The following is a 15276-nucleotide window of genomic DNA, read 5'->3' on the forward strand; positions in this document are numbered from 1 at the left end:
ATGTTCATTGGAGCACTTATCGATGCAGGAGCTGATCCCATCCATTTGAGAGAAGAGCTAAGCAAGCTGCATATCGAAGCTGAATACGAACTAAAGTGGGGTAAGATCGTTAAAAATGGCATTACTTGTACCAAGTTTGATGTGCTGTTGCAGAGTGAAGCGAACATAAGTTCTGGTGGTGAAAAAACCGCACTTTTACATGAACATAGCCACACAGATAAGCACGAACATGCACACACGCATGATCATCATGATCACAGTCACGATCATACCCACATACACGAGCATCACTCGCACGATCACGACCATAGCCATTCGGATGAAAATCACTCGCACGACCATAGCCATATGCACGTACACCATGATCACAGTCACGAACATAGTCACACCCACACGCACCACCACCATGATCACCGGTCGTATAAAGATATTGTTAAGTTAATTGAATCTGCTGGCTTTTCGGATCAGGTGAAAAATACAGCATTAAAAATTTTCAAGAAAATCGGAGAAGCCGAAGGGCTTATTCATGGAATCCCACTAGAGCAGGTGCATTTTCATGAAGTGGGTGCTGTAGATTCTATTATTGATATTGTTGGAGCGGCCATCCTGATTCATCAAATGGAGATTGAAACCGTCAAGTCATCTCCAGTTCCAGTAGGCAAAGGGAAGATTCGCATTGATCATGGCATTTATCCGGTTCCAGCGCCCGCAACACTTGAAATGCTTAAAGGCATTCCATTGGAGCAATCGAATATCAGTGCAGAACTAACAACACCGACTGGAGCTGCCTTAATTGCGGTGCTCGTTCAGGAGTTTTGTTCCCTTCCATCGATGAACATTCAATCTATTGGATATGGAGCGGGTACTAAGACTTTCTCGGATCAACCCAATGCGTTAAGAGTTATTATTGGGGATTAGCACAAATATGAAAGGAGTAAGTTCATGAAATCTCAACGACCTCCTGATCATGAACATATAGATACTGACATGGTGAAAATGGAAGTGAACCTAGACGATATTCCCGGAGAATGGCTTGGTTATGTCATGGACTTGCTCTTCGAGAACGGGGCAAATGATGTATTTTATACACCTATCTATATGAAGAAAAACAGACCAGGAACACTACTACAACTCCTTTGTTCTTCTGAAAATGTAAGCGTTATGAAGGAGATTTTATTTGAAGAAACAACAACACTAGGCATTCGATATTATCCCTTAATTGTACACCGTCTTGAAAGAACGTTTGAATCCGTTGAAACAGAGTGGGGAACCGTGACTATTAAAAAAGGGATATGTGCAGGTGAGGTTGTCCAGTGGGCGCCTGAGTTTGAGGAGTGCAAGCGCATAGCCCTTTTGCATGGCATTCCTTTAAAAAGGGTCTACGATCAAGTACGAAAGTCTAGTTGCATTTGAATGGTAGGAGGAAATTGAATTGGAATTTAGCTTATTGTCTGTGCTGTTTTTCGGATTTATTCTAGGGATCAAGCATTCTATAGAACCTGATCATATTATTGCGGTTTCTACTATGGTAGGCACAAATAAAAAATTATGGCGTTCAACTTTAACTGGAGTATTTTGGGGCATAGGTCATACAAGTACACTTTTTATTGTTGGAATGATTTTAGTGCTGTTAAAAGGTGAATTACCTGAAGTATGGGCGATGTCTTTAGAATTCCTCGTTGGCATCATGTTAGTGTATCTGGGGTTTAAAAGTATGGCGTCTATAAAAAAGTCAAACATTGAACCTCATACCCATGAGAGATCTCCATTAATTAAGATATTCATCATCGGATTCATTCATGGATTAGCCGGTAGTGCGGCGATGGTATTACTTACCCTCACGACGGTCTCCTCAATTTGGGAATGTGCCGTGTATATTTTGATATTTGGATTAGGTACGATTAGTGGCATGCTTATCTTTACGACAATTCTTGGCATTCCTTTTGTTTACAGTAAGAAGAATGTAGTGTTGAACCGCTCATTAACTCAGCTAGCTGGATCTATTAGCTTCATTTTTGGGATTTATTATATGTATAACCTCGGGGTTCGCGAAGGATTATTTCAATTGTGGTTAAATTAGATTCAAATTACGTAAAGTCTAAAGCCTGAGAAATCAGGCTTTTTTTGCATATATCTGTCTAGGACAACTGGGGTCCTACGGAATACAAATATATGGACACCTAAATGCGGAGGTGAAGCATGATGATCATTGAGAATTATACTTTAGCATCGTCCACATCCCATGCCACCCCTTATTACGTGATCAGAGGTGGGCTACCTGGTCCTGTGTTTATGGTGGTGTCCGGCATACACGGGAATGAAACGGCAAGCATTCGTGCGGCGAAAAACATCGTGAATCACTTAAGACAAGGAGAACTATATATTTACCGTGGTACGCTTATTATTGTTCCCCTTATGAATCAAAAAGCTTATCGCAAACGAATTCGGGGCGTGCCCGATTTGAACCGAACGTTTCCGCGTACTCGGAATGGAACTGCCAAACATCCGTTATCCTTAGCCTTGCTTCAATTAGTACGGCGTTATCGCCCCACCTGGTACCTTGATCTCCATGAAGCGAACGGTTTGTCTCAAAGAAATCCGAAACGCCTCGGTCAGTCTATTATTATTAAGCCGGGGAGCCAAGGTACGGTTACGGCAAGACTTATCATAAAAGACATTAATCGTACAATCGCTAATACTTCTTATCATTTTAATATCCGTTTACGAGAGCGCCCCGGGTCGTCACGTGCAGCCGTCTCCCGTATCATAGGAGCGAAGGCATTTACTGTGGAAACCTGCTGGAGTCTTGATCGTGACCTTCGTATTCGCTATCAGATAGACATTGTTAGTCGCTTTTTAAGAAGTGCTGGATTGATGTGATGATGATTAGATACGCTGTATGCCAAGCAAGCTGACCCTTAGTTCATAGGAATCGGCTTGTTTTGTGTGGATTTGAAAGATCATTGACAACAATGGGTATAGTGTATATATTACATATATACATTGAATACACATAAACTAGGAGTGAGGGCACGAGTTCATGAACATATTGATATCCAACACTTCCGGTGAACCCATCTATGCACAGATTGTAAGTCAGATCCGCCAGATGATCCTGCAAGGAGAGTTAGTCTCAGGTACGCCTTTACCTTCTATTCGACTGTTAGCCAAAGAGCTGCAGATTAGCGTAATTACAACAAAACGAGCTTACGAAGAACTGGAGAGAGAAGGCCTTATCAATTCCATTGTGGGAAAAGGCTCCTTTGTTTCTGGTGCAGATCAGGAGTTTATTCGTGAGCAGCGGCTACGGATCATGGAGAATAAGATGAAGGAGATTATCGACGAGAGTAAAATGTTAGGGATTGATTTTGCTGAGTTCAGTGAGATGTTGAAACTGCTGTATGAGGAGGAGACAGAATGAACGATGTCATTCAATTGAATCAAATATCTAAAAAATATGGCCATTTTAGCCTATGCGAACTTACGTTCGGTATTAAGGAAGGGTATATAACGGGGCTAATTGGACCCAATGGGGCAGGGAAAACAACTTTAATTAAAATGATGATGGGTATGGTACAACCCGACCAAGGAAATATCGAGATTTTCGGCAAAGAAACAACCGTAAAGAATGCAAAGTACAAAGAGCGAATTGGGTATGTTTCCGATGAGAATCACTTTTACGAGCAATTAACCATCGATCAGATGAGTAAGATGATTGCTCCCTTTTATAGTCAGTGGGATAAAGAGACTTATAGGAAATACATAGAGATGTTTAAGCTTTCCCCGCGGAAAAAGATTAAGGAGCTCTCCAAAGGGATGAAAATGAAGTATTCGCTCGCCATTGCTTTATCACACGGTGCAGACCTGCTCATCATGGACGAACCTACTGCAGGTCTTGATCCCATATTCCGAAGAGAACTGCTTGATCTGCTTAGTGAGCATATCCAGGATGAGAAGAAATCTATTCTTTTCTCCACGCATAACACGACTGATTTAGACCGGATAGCGGATTATATTGTTTTTGTGAATGAGGGGAGGTTAGTTTTTAATGAGATGAAAGAATCTCTCCCTAATAAATATATGCTGGTAAAAGGCAACAAGGAGTTGCTTGATCGGGATGTGCGGAAGTGTTTCATTGGGATTAGAGAGACAGCACTTGGTTTTGAGGCGCTTCTTAACAACAATTCTGAGGAGGCGCGGTATTTAAGAGATCAAGCGATATGCGAAATACCTACGCTGGAAGAAATCATGTATTTTACGGTAAAGGGAAATGCTTTGTATGTTTAATCTCTTGCTGTTAATTCGGAAAGACATTATTCTCCTGCGGAATTTCATCCCTTTATTTCTCTTGAGTATTTTGTTTGTTGCATATGTACAATTGGATAGCTCCAGTATGTTTGCTACCTTTCAATCTTTACTACTGCTCGTATACTCCTGTTCAATGGATGCACAGAATAACAACACAAAGTTTGTTATAGGACTGCCAGTAAGTCGGCAAGAGATTGTTTTGGCTAAATACTTATCACTGATTCCTTATAGTTTCATTGGTTTGGTTTGCTCTTTTGCTTTGTTTCTAATTTCCTTTTCATTTGGATATTCCATTAGCCCAGAGTATTGGATAGGGGTATCTTTAACGTTACTTATGATTCCTTTGACTGCGTCTATTTATCTGCCGATTCATTATTGGCTTGGATACAAAAACTATTACTTCAATGTCTTTTTTAATGTAGTTATAACGATAACCACCATAAACGCTGGATCTTCACTCTCACATTCATCAGTTTTCTCAAAAATAACCCATTTAAAGCTGCAAGATCATCTGGTGCAGATAGGTTTGATAGGGATTGTTTATCTATTCATCTTGTACTTCTCATATAAGATTTCACTACGATTGTTTAGCAGGGAAGAGTTATAAGCTAAGGAGGACTTATAGTGTATCATTCATTTTATCTTATTCAAAAAGACTTCATTCTTTTGCGTAAATTTCTGATGCTGCTTATCCCTTTCTTTATTTTTATCGCTTACTCGAACTATCATAGCTTCAGTTTATTTACGGTAATGCCACCCATGCTGTTGTTGATAAGCTCCTGTTCTATGGATACTCAGCAGCTGACGCAACGGTTTCTCGTTAATCTCCCTGTGCGGAGACAAGAGCTTGTCCGTGCCAAATACTTCTCAATCCTTCCGTATGCGCTTGTTGGGCTGGCAGCAACTGCTTTTACCTATCTCCTGATTATCATGACAGGTAAAGAGGTAACCCCTCATTTTTGGCAAGAGGTTGGTATTGCGATATCTATTTTCCCACTCCTCGCTATGCTTTATTTACCGATTCATTACTGGTTAGGGGCTAAAGGAACGCAAGTGGTTAATCTCGTATTTATGATGATTATAATGGTTGGTCCGAACGTGATCGGCAGCTTGCTTCAATGGTTTCCTGACCTAGAGAACTGGCATAGCTCTGGAGTGAAGTCTAACTTTATTCCTTATATCATACTAGGACTCGCTTACGTGTTTTTACTCAGCTGTTCTTATCTCATTTCTTTGCGGATTTTTGAGAAGAAGGATCTCTGATGTTAATAATTTGAGATTTAGATTGAATTCATATACCATTATCACTACAAAGATAAATACTGTAGGGGAAGGGTATACATCTAATGCCTAAAATGATTTATAGTTTTCGTACAAAAATGATTATGCTGCTGATGGCCAGTATGCTAGTATCCGGTGGGATAACCTTTTTAATCTATAAGGCGCTCCAGCGATATTATCACTCTGAGGTGAAATTCGAGAATCCACTAACCAAAGTTCGCTATGTAATAAGAGATATTGGAGATGTGAATACATTTTTAATTATCTTTATACCATTAGCCATTCTATTTTTCTTCTTATTCACTAAGCCTTATGCAAAATACTTCAAAGAAATATCAAAGGGGATTCATCAACTAGCATCAGGTGATTTCTCCGAACGAGTAGATATACCCTCCAAAGATGAATTTGGAATGATTGGTCATGATCTCAATCTAGCCATTGAGAATATGCAAGAAGCCATTGAGCGGGGAGACATTGCCGAGAGCAGTAAAGATCAACTCGTGTTGAACCTGGCGCATGATTTGCGTACACCCCTAACCTCGGTTATCGGCTATTTGGATTTTATTTTGAAAGACAATCAATTAACCCCTGAACAGACCAGGCATTACACGACGATTGCTTATACCAAATCTCAACGTTTAGAAAAATTGATTGATGAGCTGTTTGAAATTACAAGAATGAATTATGGCAAGCTTAAGCTTGAGAAATCCTCGATTGATCTCAGTGAGCTTCTCTTACAATTAAATGAAGAATTATATCCAGTCTTTGAGAAAAATGGCCTAACCTCCAGATTGGATATGACACAACCTCTGATGATTTACGGTGACGGGGAATTGTTAGCTCGTGTATTTGAGAACCTTCTTACGAATGCGGCCCGATACGGAAACGATGGTCAATTTATTGATATTCACGGTTACTTGGACGCTAACGAGGTAGTCGTTGAAGTAATTAACTATGGGAATTGTATTGAGCCGGAAGAGCTGCCACGAATTTTTGATATGTTTTACACGGGTGATCGTGCACGAACACATCCAACAGGAAGTACGGGACTTGGCTTGTTTATTACTAAAAATATAGTAGAGCAGCATAATGGAACCGTATCTGCGCAAAGCAGTGTGGTGCGGACAATCTTTGAAGTGAGACTCCCGAGAAACAGTAATTGAAGACCATTTCTATATGATGAAGTACCAACCTAAAGAGGATTCGTTGGTGGGTGATATCTAAAAATCGTCCACCTTTGAAATCCTCTTAAAAACATGATATAATTAGCATGCTAATTAATTTGCAAGGTGGTTCGGGGGAAAAAGCTGTGATTGAAAATGAGATAAGAGAACTACTGGATAGAATTTCAGCGGAAATGCGTAGAGATTATGCAGCATTGCTTAGAGAATTTAATCTTCATGTGGGCCAAGAACAGTTATTATGCCGGTTATGGAGATCAGATGGAATGACACAGATCCAGTTAAGCGAAAGTCTGAATTGTGAGCCTCCAACTATTACGAATATGGTGAAATCACTTGAGAGTCATGGGTTTGTTGTTCGAAAAAGAGATCCTGAAGATGGCAGAGTAAGCCGAGTGTACCTAACTCCAGCCGGACGTAATCTTTGTGAACCTGTGGAACGTATATGGAATAAGCAATTGGATAAATTATTAACAGGAATTTTACCCGAAGAACGTTTATTATTAAGAAGGCTTATGAAACAGATGGTTGTAAATTTATTAGCAAGCTAATCAAAACTTAGAAAAGAGGAACATAGATGATTACCAGTTTGACTCGTATTAATGAACTAGCCAGGAAAGAACGTGAAGAAGGTCTGACAAAAAGTGAATGGGTGGAACAGATCGCTTTGCGTGAAGATTATCTGCGTGAAATTCGTGGACAAGTTCGTAACAGTCTATCGGGAGTAACGATTGTAGATCCTGAGGGAAATGATGTTACGCCTGAAAAAATTCGTTTATCGCGTAAAGAAACTTTGAACTAATATTTAGCTAATGAAGTGAATTTACACCTTTAGAATATCGTTGAATGGTCTTATGGGCTAATCAGCGAATATCTAAAGGTGTTTTTTTATGATATCAAATGGACGAAAGTGGAATCATATTTATAAAAGTTATCTTAACGGAAGCTTAATTTGATTTCGTTAGCTGATGCTGAAAGTTAAGGTTCACTTAAACTTGTGTTTCACAGGATCTAAGACTGGATTGTTAGAATGAAATGGACAGAAGAGAAGATATAAATATGTGGGGAGCGGGAATTACATGATGAAAAAGACATTTTTCTTTTTACTGAAAGCAATAGGAGTTATAGTCATAGCCATAGCGCTTTTTCTAGCCATTGTTTTTACTGTTAATGTGATCTGCAACAAAATCGAGAAAGGAAAAATTGAACCCTATGGTCAGCTTGTACCTGTAGATGGAAAAAAAATGAACGTCACGATTCAAGGAAATGGTGAAGAGACGGTAGTATTATTACCAGGATATGGAACTGCAGCGCCGGGTATTGATTTTAAGCCGCTTGTAGACGAGTTATCTCCATTTTACAAAGTGGTTGTGATTGAGCCATTTGGCTATGGATTAAGTGATATCACGGAAAAAGAACGAAGTACTGAAAATATAGTGAGTGAGTTACATGAGAGTTTACAACAATTAAATATAGACCGTTATATTCTGATGGGACACTCCATATCCGGAATTTATGCTCTAGACTATGTAAACAAATACAAAAACGAAGTTAGTGCATTCGTAGGGATCGACAGCAGTGTTCCGGCACAAGGAGCCGGCGATGAACTTCCAACAGCAGCCTTAAAATCACTTAAACAATCAGGTTTCTACAGATTGCTGGTTAAACTCTCGCCTGATCAAATCATTGCACCCGATGTTGATGATGAAACGAAAGAGCAAAATAGAATGCTTTCGCTTAAAAACATGATGAATCCAAATATCATCAGCGAAGCAGATCATTTCTCAAGCAACTTCAAAGCCGCAGAAAACTTAAAGTTCCCTAAAGAACTTCCCGTGATGTTCTTCTTAGTAAAAGATAATTCGGATGTTGAGGGTTGGGCAGCTTTACACGAAGAACAGATCAAAGATTCCTTACATGGGAAGATGATGATGTTTGAAGGCGATCATTATTTACACCATACCCGATCGAAAGAAATCGTGGAGAACTTCAGAAGCTTCATGAGTGAAATAAAATAAGAGTGAATGAGAAAACGTCGAACGATTCATATAGTGAATCATTTGACGTTTTTTTATGGATTAAAGTACGATTCACCAGCGTGATTCTAAAAAAAATGATTGATCAATGCAATTGTGGGCACTCTATATCCTAATCTTTACTATAGGAAGGACTACAATAGCATGTGCGGAATAGCAGGAATCTTAAAATGTAATGGACAACCCCCGCAAGAAGAAACCTTAAAACAAATGACAGGCGCAATGAATCACCGAGGTCCTAATCATGAAAGTGTATGGCTCGATTCTCAAATTGGGCTCGGTTTTCGTAGGTTATCCGTTATAGATTTACGTGATGGAAATCAACCGATGACGAATGAAGATCGTTCCCTTTGGATTGTTTTTAATGGTGAAATCTATAATTATAAAACACTACGAGATCAGCTTAAGTTAAAGGGACATCACTTTCAAACGCAATCAGATACAGAAGTCATTGTGCATTTATATGAGGAATACGGTAAGGACTGTGTCCATCATTTACGAGGAATGTTTAGTTTTGCGATTTGGGATGTTAAGGAACAGACCCTTTTTGCTGCAAGAGATCATTTTGGCATCAAGCCTTTTTATTATTACAAAGACGAGAATCATCTTTTATTTGCTTCGGAAATTAAAAGCATTCTTGCGGTTCGCGGAGTACCAAGAAAGCTTCAGTATCAAAGTTTATTTAGCTACTTAACTTTTCAGTATGTGCCGCAACCGGATACGATGTTTGAACATATTCATAAATTAGGACCTGCAGAGAGAGTATTAGTTAACTCTGAAGGTGAAATGAAGATCGAGAAATATTGGGAGCCCCATTTTCATCCGGTAAAACGATCTTTAGCTGACTATGCGGAAGAAATTCAGTGGAAATTGAAAGAGTCTGTAAACCTTCATTTACAAAGTGATGTGAATAGAGGGTGTTTTTTGTCCAGTGGAATTGACTCCACAGCTATAGCTGCAATGATGAAAGCAGAAGAATCCACAAAGACCTTTTCGATTGGATTTGAAGGGGTAAACAATGAAACAATCATTGCAAATCAAACGGCAGCTAAACTGGGAACGGATCATTATTTTCACATTTTATCAACAGAAGACTTTTTTGAGAGTATTCCGAAAACGGTATGGCATCTTGATGAGCCTGTCGCGGATCCTTCCGCCATTGCTCTTTATCATCTAAATCAGCTTGCAAAAGATCATGTCACTGTTGTCCTATCAGGGGAAGGCGCTGATGAATTATTCGGAGGATACCGGATCTATAGAGAGCCAGATGCATTAAGACCCATTTCATGGATGCCCAATTTCATAAAGGATTCGTTACGAAAATCATTGTCTATATATCCATATCATTTTTATGGGAAAAACTATTTACTTCGGGGGCTGACACCTTTAGAGGAACGCTTTTTCGGTAATGCTAATATCTTTAACAAAAGCGGAAAGATGAACTTGCTCCACGAATCGGTACACGCTCAAAACAGCTTTTTACATCCCACGGATATCGTTAAGCCTTTTTATGATAAGACAGTGCACCTAGATCCTACGACAAGAATGCAGTTTATTGATATGAATTTTTGGTTGCCTGGCGATATTTTGTCAAAAGCAGATAAGCTGTCTATGGCACATTCATTGGAATTAAGAGTCCCGTTTTTAGATAAAGAGGTTTTCGAAACGGCTAGTAAAATTCCAGTCTCCAATCGGATTGGCAAAAATACAACAAAACTCGCTTTGCGTAAAGCTATGGAAGGAATTGTTCCTGATGCTATTGTGAATCGCCCGAAATTAGGATTTCCCGTACCAATTCGTGATTGGCTTAAGACCCCGATTTCAGATATAATGTTTGAGCAAATACGCTATAGTGGTATTGAAGAAATATTCAATATGAATATCATCGAAGAAATGTTTATCCAGCATCGGAGTAATAAAGGTGATTATTCGCGTAGAATCTGGCTAATTTACATTTTTTCAGTGTGGTACACGCTTTTTATGAAAGAAGATCTGAAGCAATTAAGAGTGCCGTGCTGTAATGGGGGAGAGATCGTTTGAACATTGAGGAATATGCGTGGAATAAACATGAGCAGCAAATAAAATCAACTAACGAGTTTACTTACAGTATTCCTAAGATAAAGATTGTAGACAATAATGAATTAAGAAATCAACTTGAAGAGACACTTGAAAAATTACCGCAGAAGTTTCTGGCCAAATGGGCTTTGAGCGTTGCTGTTGAACACCTGGATCATCTGGATCAACATCTTATAAATGACCCGCGCATTGATTTAGGGATAGAAACACTAGAAAAACGTATAGCTGGTGTTATCAGAGCCTTTGACTTAAGAAAAGTTGGGTTCATAGTCAATGAATTAGCGAAAGAGTCCACAACCGAAGCAAGTAAGTATGCTGCTCGTTCTTTTGCACAAGCCATTGCAACTGGACATATGAGAGGACACGCTATGGTAAGCAGTGACTACGCCGTTAAAATGGTAAACATATCCAATAATTTCTCAGTGGCTGAGGCTGCCACTAAAGAACGGGAAAGACAATTAAGGATAGCTAAAGAAATGTTTTAAAATTGAAGCTATAAGACTGACGTGTATGAAGATATTGATATAAGTTAATTAATGGTAATAATTAGATTTTTTATTTAAGAGGTACGTAAAGAACAATCAACAATAAACATATTAAATATAACCACACAGAGTTTAATCCGAGATTCTGATACACTTTAAAGTTTAATACTCGTTAGAGACATATCAATTTCTAAAAAGAGATTCGATTGTTCATGAAAGGGAAGCTATTATGAACAATTTTGAATATTGTATAGATATCAATTATGGACAGCTAATTGGCTTTAGTATGGTTTAAATTGGCTTGCTTCATTAATTTATATACTACTTACTCACAAAACCCGTATTTTGTACATATGTATATGAGTTGGAAAAGGCCCTGTTTGGTTCCAATTGTCATCAAAATCGTGTTAATAGCTAAAAGTATGGCAAACATAGAAATTCACCCCCCATTCTATTAGATAAAATTCAGTACATTCTACTGAAATGACCTCTTTCTCAAACAAAAAATATAAAACGGCGACATTGCCTACATCAAAAACTTCGTAAGGCATGAGCACTACACTTTAGTCTTAATTATAAAAAAACTGCATGTTTTCTTTATTTCAAGGATGTTTATCCGTTACTATTTTTATGATCCTTGATCCATTGTAACCAATAAGAAAACTCACATGCTAAATGCAATTGATGCGATTCTATAAGTCTAGTAGGACAAAGCGCTGGGAACTCAACAACAAGACTTACTTCTATCCCAGTATTGGTATCTTTGAATTGATGACGAACCCCACCTATAATAGTACCGTCTTTCATACGGGCAACACCTGCTGATTGGTACTGATAAGTGTTATCTCTAGGTGTTTTTAATCCTGTTTCGTCATCAAAGACAATGAAGAATTGAACAGGAAACGGGGAATTACCAGTAGTTTCAATGACCTCCAGTTCGTTTTCTCCAAAAGGTCTTAATACATAATGATCAGGACAAGCTGATAGATTTACTTTATCATTCTCGCGTGATTGCTCTAGCATTAAACTATCAATTCCCTTTATAGCTTCTTCTGCCGAAATGCCCTCTAAATAGATACCTGTTTTTGAAAATTTCCGTCTATCTCCAGATAAAGCAGCACAGACACGCATAATCATTCCACTCAATCTAAGTTTAGATTTCAATTTATCGTACATTTCGTTATAGGAATATCTCATCTTTAGTTCAGCTAACTTTTTTATCATGGCGTCTGTATCATTTATTTCAGGCTCATTATGTCCTAATGTATTTAAAACCTTTTTTATACGTTCTCTTTTCCATTTTGTAAGTTGTTCCTGTGAAATATCGTTTCCGTTAATATAAATTTTCATATGAATTCTCCTGTATTCTTATGTTTTGGATCGTATCGTAGTGTGGTTAATATTAGATTAACGATCTCTTTCTTAATATCAAGATTTAAATCTATCTCCGAATGGGCAATACTACTAAGGCCATATAAAATATATCCAGAAGTTAACGATGCGTTGGCAGTGTGGAAAATCCCTATTTTCATCCCATCTTCAATTACCTGTTGAAATAGCGGGTGTATTTGCTTGTATAATTTCTTCTCGAGTTGGAAGTGTTGTTCTGTCTGATAAGAACTCACATGTTTATATGGTGCTAGTTTTTCAATAAATGTCCAAAATATCTCTAGAGAATCTTTCATTTTTTGCATAACGGTCAATTCATTTGAATTAAGTGCTTGTTGAATTTTTTCTACATTTTTCACAATGAAATTATTCAAAATCTCATTAACAAACTCTTCTTTAGATTTAAAGTAGTAATAAAATAAGCCGGTTGCAACACCCGCATGATTAACGACATCCTTTATGCTAAATCCTCCCATACCATTTTTCATATAAAGTTCAAAGCCAATATCCATTAATTCTTGGCGTCTTAGATCAGGTTCTTTTGATATTCTCTTCATTGTCCATCTCCCAATGTAATTTTTATCGCGACTGAATATGATTCAATCATAACTGACTGAATGTAGTTCAGTCAATAAAAACTGTTTCCAATCCATGCCGGGATTAGTAGCTCTGCCCATCGCATATCTCGTATCTAATCCCCCGATCAGAAACTTACTCCTCGTACAACCGTTCAAATCTGTGGACTGTCAAAGAACTACTTACCTTGTGAACTAGAAATCCGGCTATAAAGTCTCTCTAGATACTTTGTAAGTATCAGTAAGTACAATCACCGCTACAATGTAGGTGACTTTATGTCAAAATCCCAAAATGTAGGCACTTTGGTGTCCTTGGACATCGGAAGACAAGAACATATTCCCTTATAGGACAAGAACTTTGTCCCTTTGCCGATTCCCCCACTTTTTCCGGCATATAAAATCCACCCATATAAATGAGTTGATCAATAACCATGTTTTCTTACAAAATTAACGAGATTGCTCCCTGACTTCGGTCATTCCGCCCACCTACGTGTCCGAAGCAACCAGATCTGCGGCGCATAGCATCTTGCCACGCCGCCGGTACCAATTTACGCAGTTCCCGGTAGTTGTTGATTTCCCCGTTAAAAATAAGTGATACTTCGCCCGGCTCATTGTGCATCGGCTGCGAACCTTGAATTCATATGATTTACTTAGGAAGGGTATCATTTCAAGTCATCCATGAATAGGCTGTTGTAATAAATTGAATAATGGAGGTATCCCGGATGACCTTTGGGAACGAATATCCAAACAGCCAGGCTGATCCATCCGTATCCCCTTACTTTACCCGTTACAATCCTTTCCCTTACTCTCATTACTACCATCTCTTCCGTTCAGAAAGCAGTCTGGCAGATATACCCTCAGATAGCGAAAACACCAAAAAAGAACTTATAAATGGTTATATGAACGAAAATTTATGCAGCGGTCAGGGGATTAAGCTAAATACCGGGATAGAAGTAGGCGGTAAACACGACATTGGTTTAAATGCTGGCGGGAATTTAGGCTTAGGTAGCATGGGTATGTATGCGGGCGGCCATATGGGCACTCCTTCATATGGAATCCATGCGCAAGGCAATACTCATCTGGACAGCAGCCAGGGTCTAGGGCTCAATGCCGAAGCCCAGGCCTTCGGCAATTACGGGATTGCGGCTCAGGCAAAAAGCCAAATAGGTGGCGGTCAAGAGGCAGGTTTTCATACGGGGGCGCAGGTCGGAGGAGAGTACGGTATGAGTGCTGATGCCGAAGGACACTTGGGGTTCAGTCAAGGCGCGGGACTCCAAACCCATTTGCAGCTAGGCGGCGAAAATGGTCTCGGAGCCCAGGCCAAGGCACAACTCGGCGGCGGCCAAGGAGCAGGCTTAGGAGTTGCCGGACAGGTAGGCAAATATAATGGAAAGTTAGGACTTAAAATCGGCGGTAAGGACAAAGAAACCAAGGAGTGAAAGTTGCCACAACATTAAGTATTTAACCTTTCATTAGACATCCATTTAATGAAATAGGTAATTATTTTCAAGCTCATTTTATTAATACCAAATCGGTAATAGGACCATGTTCCTGTCCATTAACGGCTAAAGGATCAAGTTCCTGTCTGGAGTAAAGGACAAGAACTTGATCCCTTAAAATACAAAAACCGCGCGGGGCTCGGGTTCTAATGGGACTATGTTCTTATCCCCTGACAAATATATACAGATGTAAGCTCACTAACCTTTCTTCCGGAATCCTCCGTATGTTCTTCAATCAAGACTTTCATCAGAAACTCGTACCAGACTTTAAGTGAGCATGATCATCTACAGTCATTTTGTTACCCTCCAAATTTTTGTTTTATTAACTTGCTTCGAGTAAGACTATTGAGTTAAAATCCTCAAGTTGCAATGCTTCTTTATCTATTCTTGGAGGAAATGAGTACATAATGTAAGATGCCACCTAGTCATATTAAATCATAGTATCT

At 39.0% G+C, this 15276-nt stretch carries 16 protein-coding genes and 1 pseudogene; 14 read left to right on the forward strand and 3 right to left on the reverse strand.

What is annotated here, in order from left to right; translation table 11 throughout:
• The 13 genes and pseudogenes from larC (at position 1) to ACFWMP_RS15800 (ending at position 11367) form a co-directional block, all read left to right on the forward strand.
• Positions 1–1413, forward strand: a pseudogene (gene larC / locus ACFWMP_RS15740) (nickel pincer cofactor biosynthesis protein LarC).
• Positions 1414–1432: 19 nt separating this feature from the next.
• Positions 1433–2080: a HupE/UreJ family protein gene (locus ACFWMP_RS15745; RefSeq protein ID WP_042188508.1), complete on the forward strand. Its 648-nt coding sequence runs from the start codon at positions 1433–1435 to the stop codon at positions 2078–2080.
• 122 nt (positions 2081–2202) lie between these two features.
• A complete protein-coding gene (locus ACFWMP_RS15750) occupies positions 2203–2880 on the forward strand; it encodes a M14 family metallopeptidase (RefSeq protein WP_379424312.1) in 678 nt (225 codons plus the stop codon).
• A 160-nt stretch (positions 2881–3040) separates the two neighbouring features.
• Positions 3041–3421, forward strand: coding sequence for a GntR family transcriptional regulator (locus ACFWMP_RS15755; protein ID WP_042188506.1), 381 nt, complete (start codon positions 3041–3043; stop codon positions 3419–3421).
• Entirely contained in the window at positions 3418–4287 is an 870-nt protein-coding gene (locus ACFWMP_RS15760; RefSeq protein WP_379424184.1) for an ABC transporter ATP-binding protein, read from the forward strand. The genes ACFWMP_RS15755 and ACFWMP_RS15760 overlap by 4 nt, the downstream gene beginning before the upstream one ends.
• Positions 4280–4915, forward strand: a complete 636-nt coding sequence (locus ACFWMP_RS15765) for an ABC-2 transporter permease (RefSeq protein ID WP_379424185.1) — start codon at positions 4280–4282, stop codon at positions 4913–4915. The genes ACFWMP_RS15760 and ACFWMP_RS15765 overlap by 8 nt, the downstream gene beginning before the upstream one ends.
• Before the next feature lie 17 nt (positions 4916–4932).
• Positions 4933–5571 (forward strand): ABC-2 transporter permease, encoded by a 639-nt coding sequence (locus ACFWMP_RS15770; RefSeq protein WP_042188500.1) that lies wholly within the window; start codon positions 4933–4935, stop codon positions 5569–5571.
• 83 nt (positions 5572–5654) lie between these two features.
• The gene (locus ACFWMP_RS15775) at positions 5655–6752 is read left to right on the forward strand and encodes a HAMP domain-containing sensor histidine kinase (protein WP_042188498.1); all 1098 of its coding nucleotides are present in this window, start codon (positions 5655–5657) and stop codon (positions 6750–6752) included.
• A gap of 107 nt (positions 6753–6859) precedes the next feature.
• Positions 6860–7321 carry a MarR family winged helix-turn-helix transcriptional regulator gene (locus ACFWMP_RS15780; RefSeq protein ID WP_379424186.1) on the forward strand — a complete coding sequence of 154 codons (462 nt, stop codon included), beginning with the start codon at positions 6860–6862 and terminating at the stop codon, positions 7319–7321.
• 26 nt (positions 7322–7347) lie between these two features.
• On the forward strand, positions 7348–7572 hold the full coding sequence (locus ACFWMP_RS15785) for a DUF896 domain-containing protein (protein ID WP_042188496.1): 225 nt from the start codon (positions 7348–7350) through the stop codon (positions 7570–7572).
• Positions 7573–7849: 277 nt separating this feature from the next.
• The gene (locus ACFWMP_RS15790; protein ID WP_379424187.1) at positions 7850–8788 is read left to right on the forward strand and encodes an alpha/beta fold hydrolase; all 939 of its coding nucleotides are present in this window, start codon (positions 7850–7852) and stop codon (positions 8786–8788) included.
• 162 nt (positions 8789–8950) lie between these two features.
• A complete protein-coding gene (asnB, locus tag ACFWMP_RS15795; RefSeq protein ID WP_379424188.1) occupies positions 8951–10846 on the forward strand; it encodes an asparagine synthase (glutamine-hydrolyzing) in 1896 nt (631 codons plus the stop codon).
• Entirely contained in the window at positions 10843–11367 is a 525-nt protein-coding gene (locus tag ACFWMP_RS15800) for a putative immunity protein (protein ID WP_379424189.1), read from the forward strand. The genes asnB and ACFWMP_RS15800 overlap by 4 nt, the downstream gene beginning before the upstream one ends.
• A gap of 612 nt (positions 11368–11979) precedes the next feature.
• On the opposite strand, the gene ACFWMP_RS15805 is transcribed toward ACFWMP_RS15800, so the two are convergent.
• The 3 genes from ACFWMP_RS15805 to ACFWMP_RS15815 all read right to left on the reverse strand — a co-directional run bounded on the left by ACFWMP_RS15805 (position 11980) and on the right by ACFWMP_RS15815 (position 13968).
• Positions 11980–12717: a hypothetical protein gene (locus ACFWMP_RS15805; protein WP_379424190.1), complete on the reverse strand. Its 738-nt coding sequence runs from the start codon at positions 12715–12717 to the stop codon at positions 11980–11982.
• Positions 12714–13313, reverse strand: a complete 600-nt coding sequence (locus ACFWMP_RS15810) for a TetR/AcrR family transcriptional regulator (RefSeq protein ID WP_379424191.1) — start codon at positions 13311–13313, stop codon at positions 12714–12716. Before ACFWMP_RS15810 ends, ACFWMP_RS15805 begins: the two co-directional genes overlap by 4 nt.
• Positions 13314–13770: 457 nt before the next feature.
• On the reverse strand, positions 13771–13968 hold the full coding sequence (locus ACFWMP_RS15815) for a hypothetical protein (RefSeq protein ID WP_379424313.1): 198 nt from the start codon (positions 13966–13968) through the stop codon (positions 13771–13773).
• 85 nt (positions 13969–14053) lie between these two features.
• Between ACFWMP_RS15815 and ACFWMP_RS15820 the strand changes: the two genes are divergently transcribed.
• Positions 14054–14770 carry a hypothetical protein gene (locus ACFWMP_RS15820; RefSeq protein ID WP_379424192.1) on the forward strand — a complete coding sequence of 239 codons (717 nt, stop codon included), beginning with the start codon at positions 14054–14056 and terminating at the stop codon, positions 14768–14770.
• Positions 14771–15276: the final 506 nt, after the last annotated feature.

It is taken from the genome of Paenibacillus sp. NPDC058367, from assembly GCF_042723305.1.
Classification (GTDB): Bacteria; Bacillota; Bacilli; order Paenibacillales; family Paenibacillaceae; genus Paenibacillus_AQ.

Coding starts and splice junctions, on each gene's coding strand:
- ACFWMP_RS15750 (WP_379424312.1), top strand. CDS start 2,203: ATGATCATTGAGAATTATACTTTAGCATCGTCCACATCCCATGCCACC.
- ACFWMP_RS15755 (WP_042188506.1), top strand. CDS start 3,041: ATGAACATATTGATATCCAACACTTCCGGTGAACCCATCTATGCACAG.
- ACFWMP_RS15760 (WP_379424184.1), top strand. CDS start 3,418: ATGAACGATGTCATTCAATTGAATCAAATATCTAAAAAATATGGCCAT.
- ACFWMP_RS15765 (WP_379424185.1), top strand. CDS start 4,280: ATGTTTAATCTCTTGCTGTTAATTCGGAAAGACATTATTCTCCTGCGG.
- ACFWMP_RS15775 (WP_042188498.1), top strand. CDS start 5,655: ATGCCTAAAATGATTTATAGTTTTCGTACAAAAATGATTATGCTGCTG.
- ACFWMP_RS15780 (WP_379424186.1), top strand. CDS start 6,860: ATGCTAATTAATTTGCAAGGTGGTTCGGGGGAAAAAGCTGTGATTGAA.
- ACFWMP_RS15785 (WP_042188496.1), top strand. CDS start 7,348: ATGATTACCAGTTTGACTCGTATTAATGAACTAGCCAGGAAAGAACGT.
- ACFWMP_RS15790 (WP_379424187.1), top strand. CDS start 7,850: ATGATGAAAAAGACATTTTTCTTTTTACTGAAAGCAATAGGAGTTATA.
- asnB (WP_379424188.1), top strand. CDS start 8,951: ATGTGCGGAATAGCAGGAATCTTAAAATGTAATGGACAACCCCCGCAA.
- ACFWMP_RS15805 (WP_379424190.1), bottom strand. CDS start 12,717: ATGAAAATTTATATTAACGGAAACGATATTTCACAGGAACAACTTACA.
- ACFWMP_RS15810 (WP_379424191.1), bottom strand. CDS start 13,313: ATGAAGAGAATATCAAAAGAACCTGATCTAAGACGCCAAGAATTAATG.
- ACFWMP_RS15820 (WP_379424192.1), top strand. CDS start 14,054: ATGACCTTTGGGAACGAATATCCAAACAGCCAGGCTGATCCATCCGTA.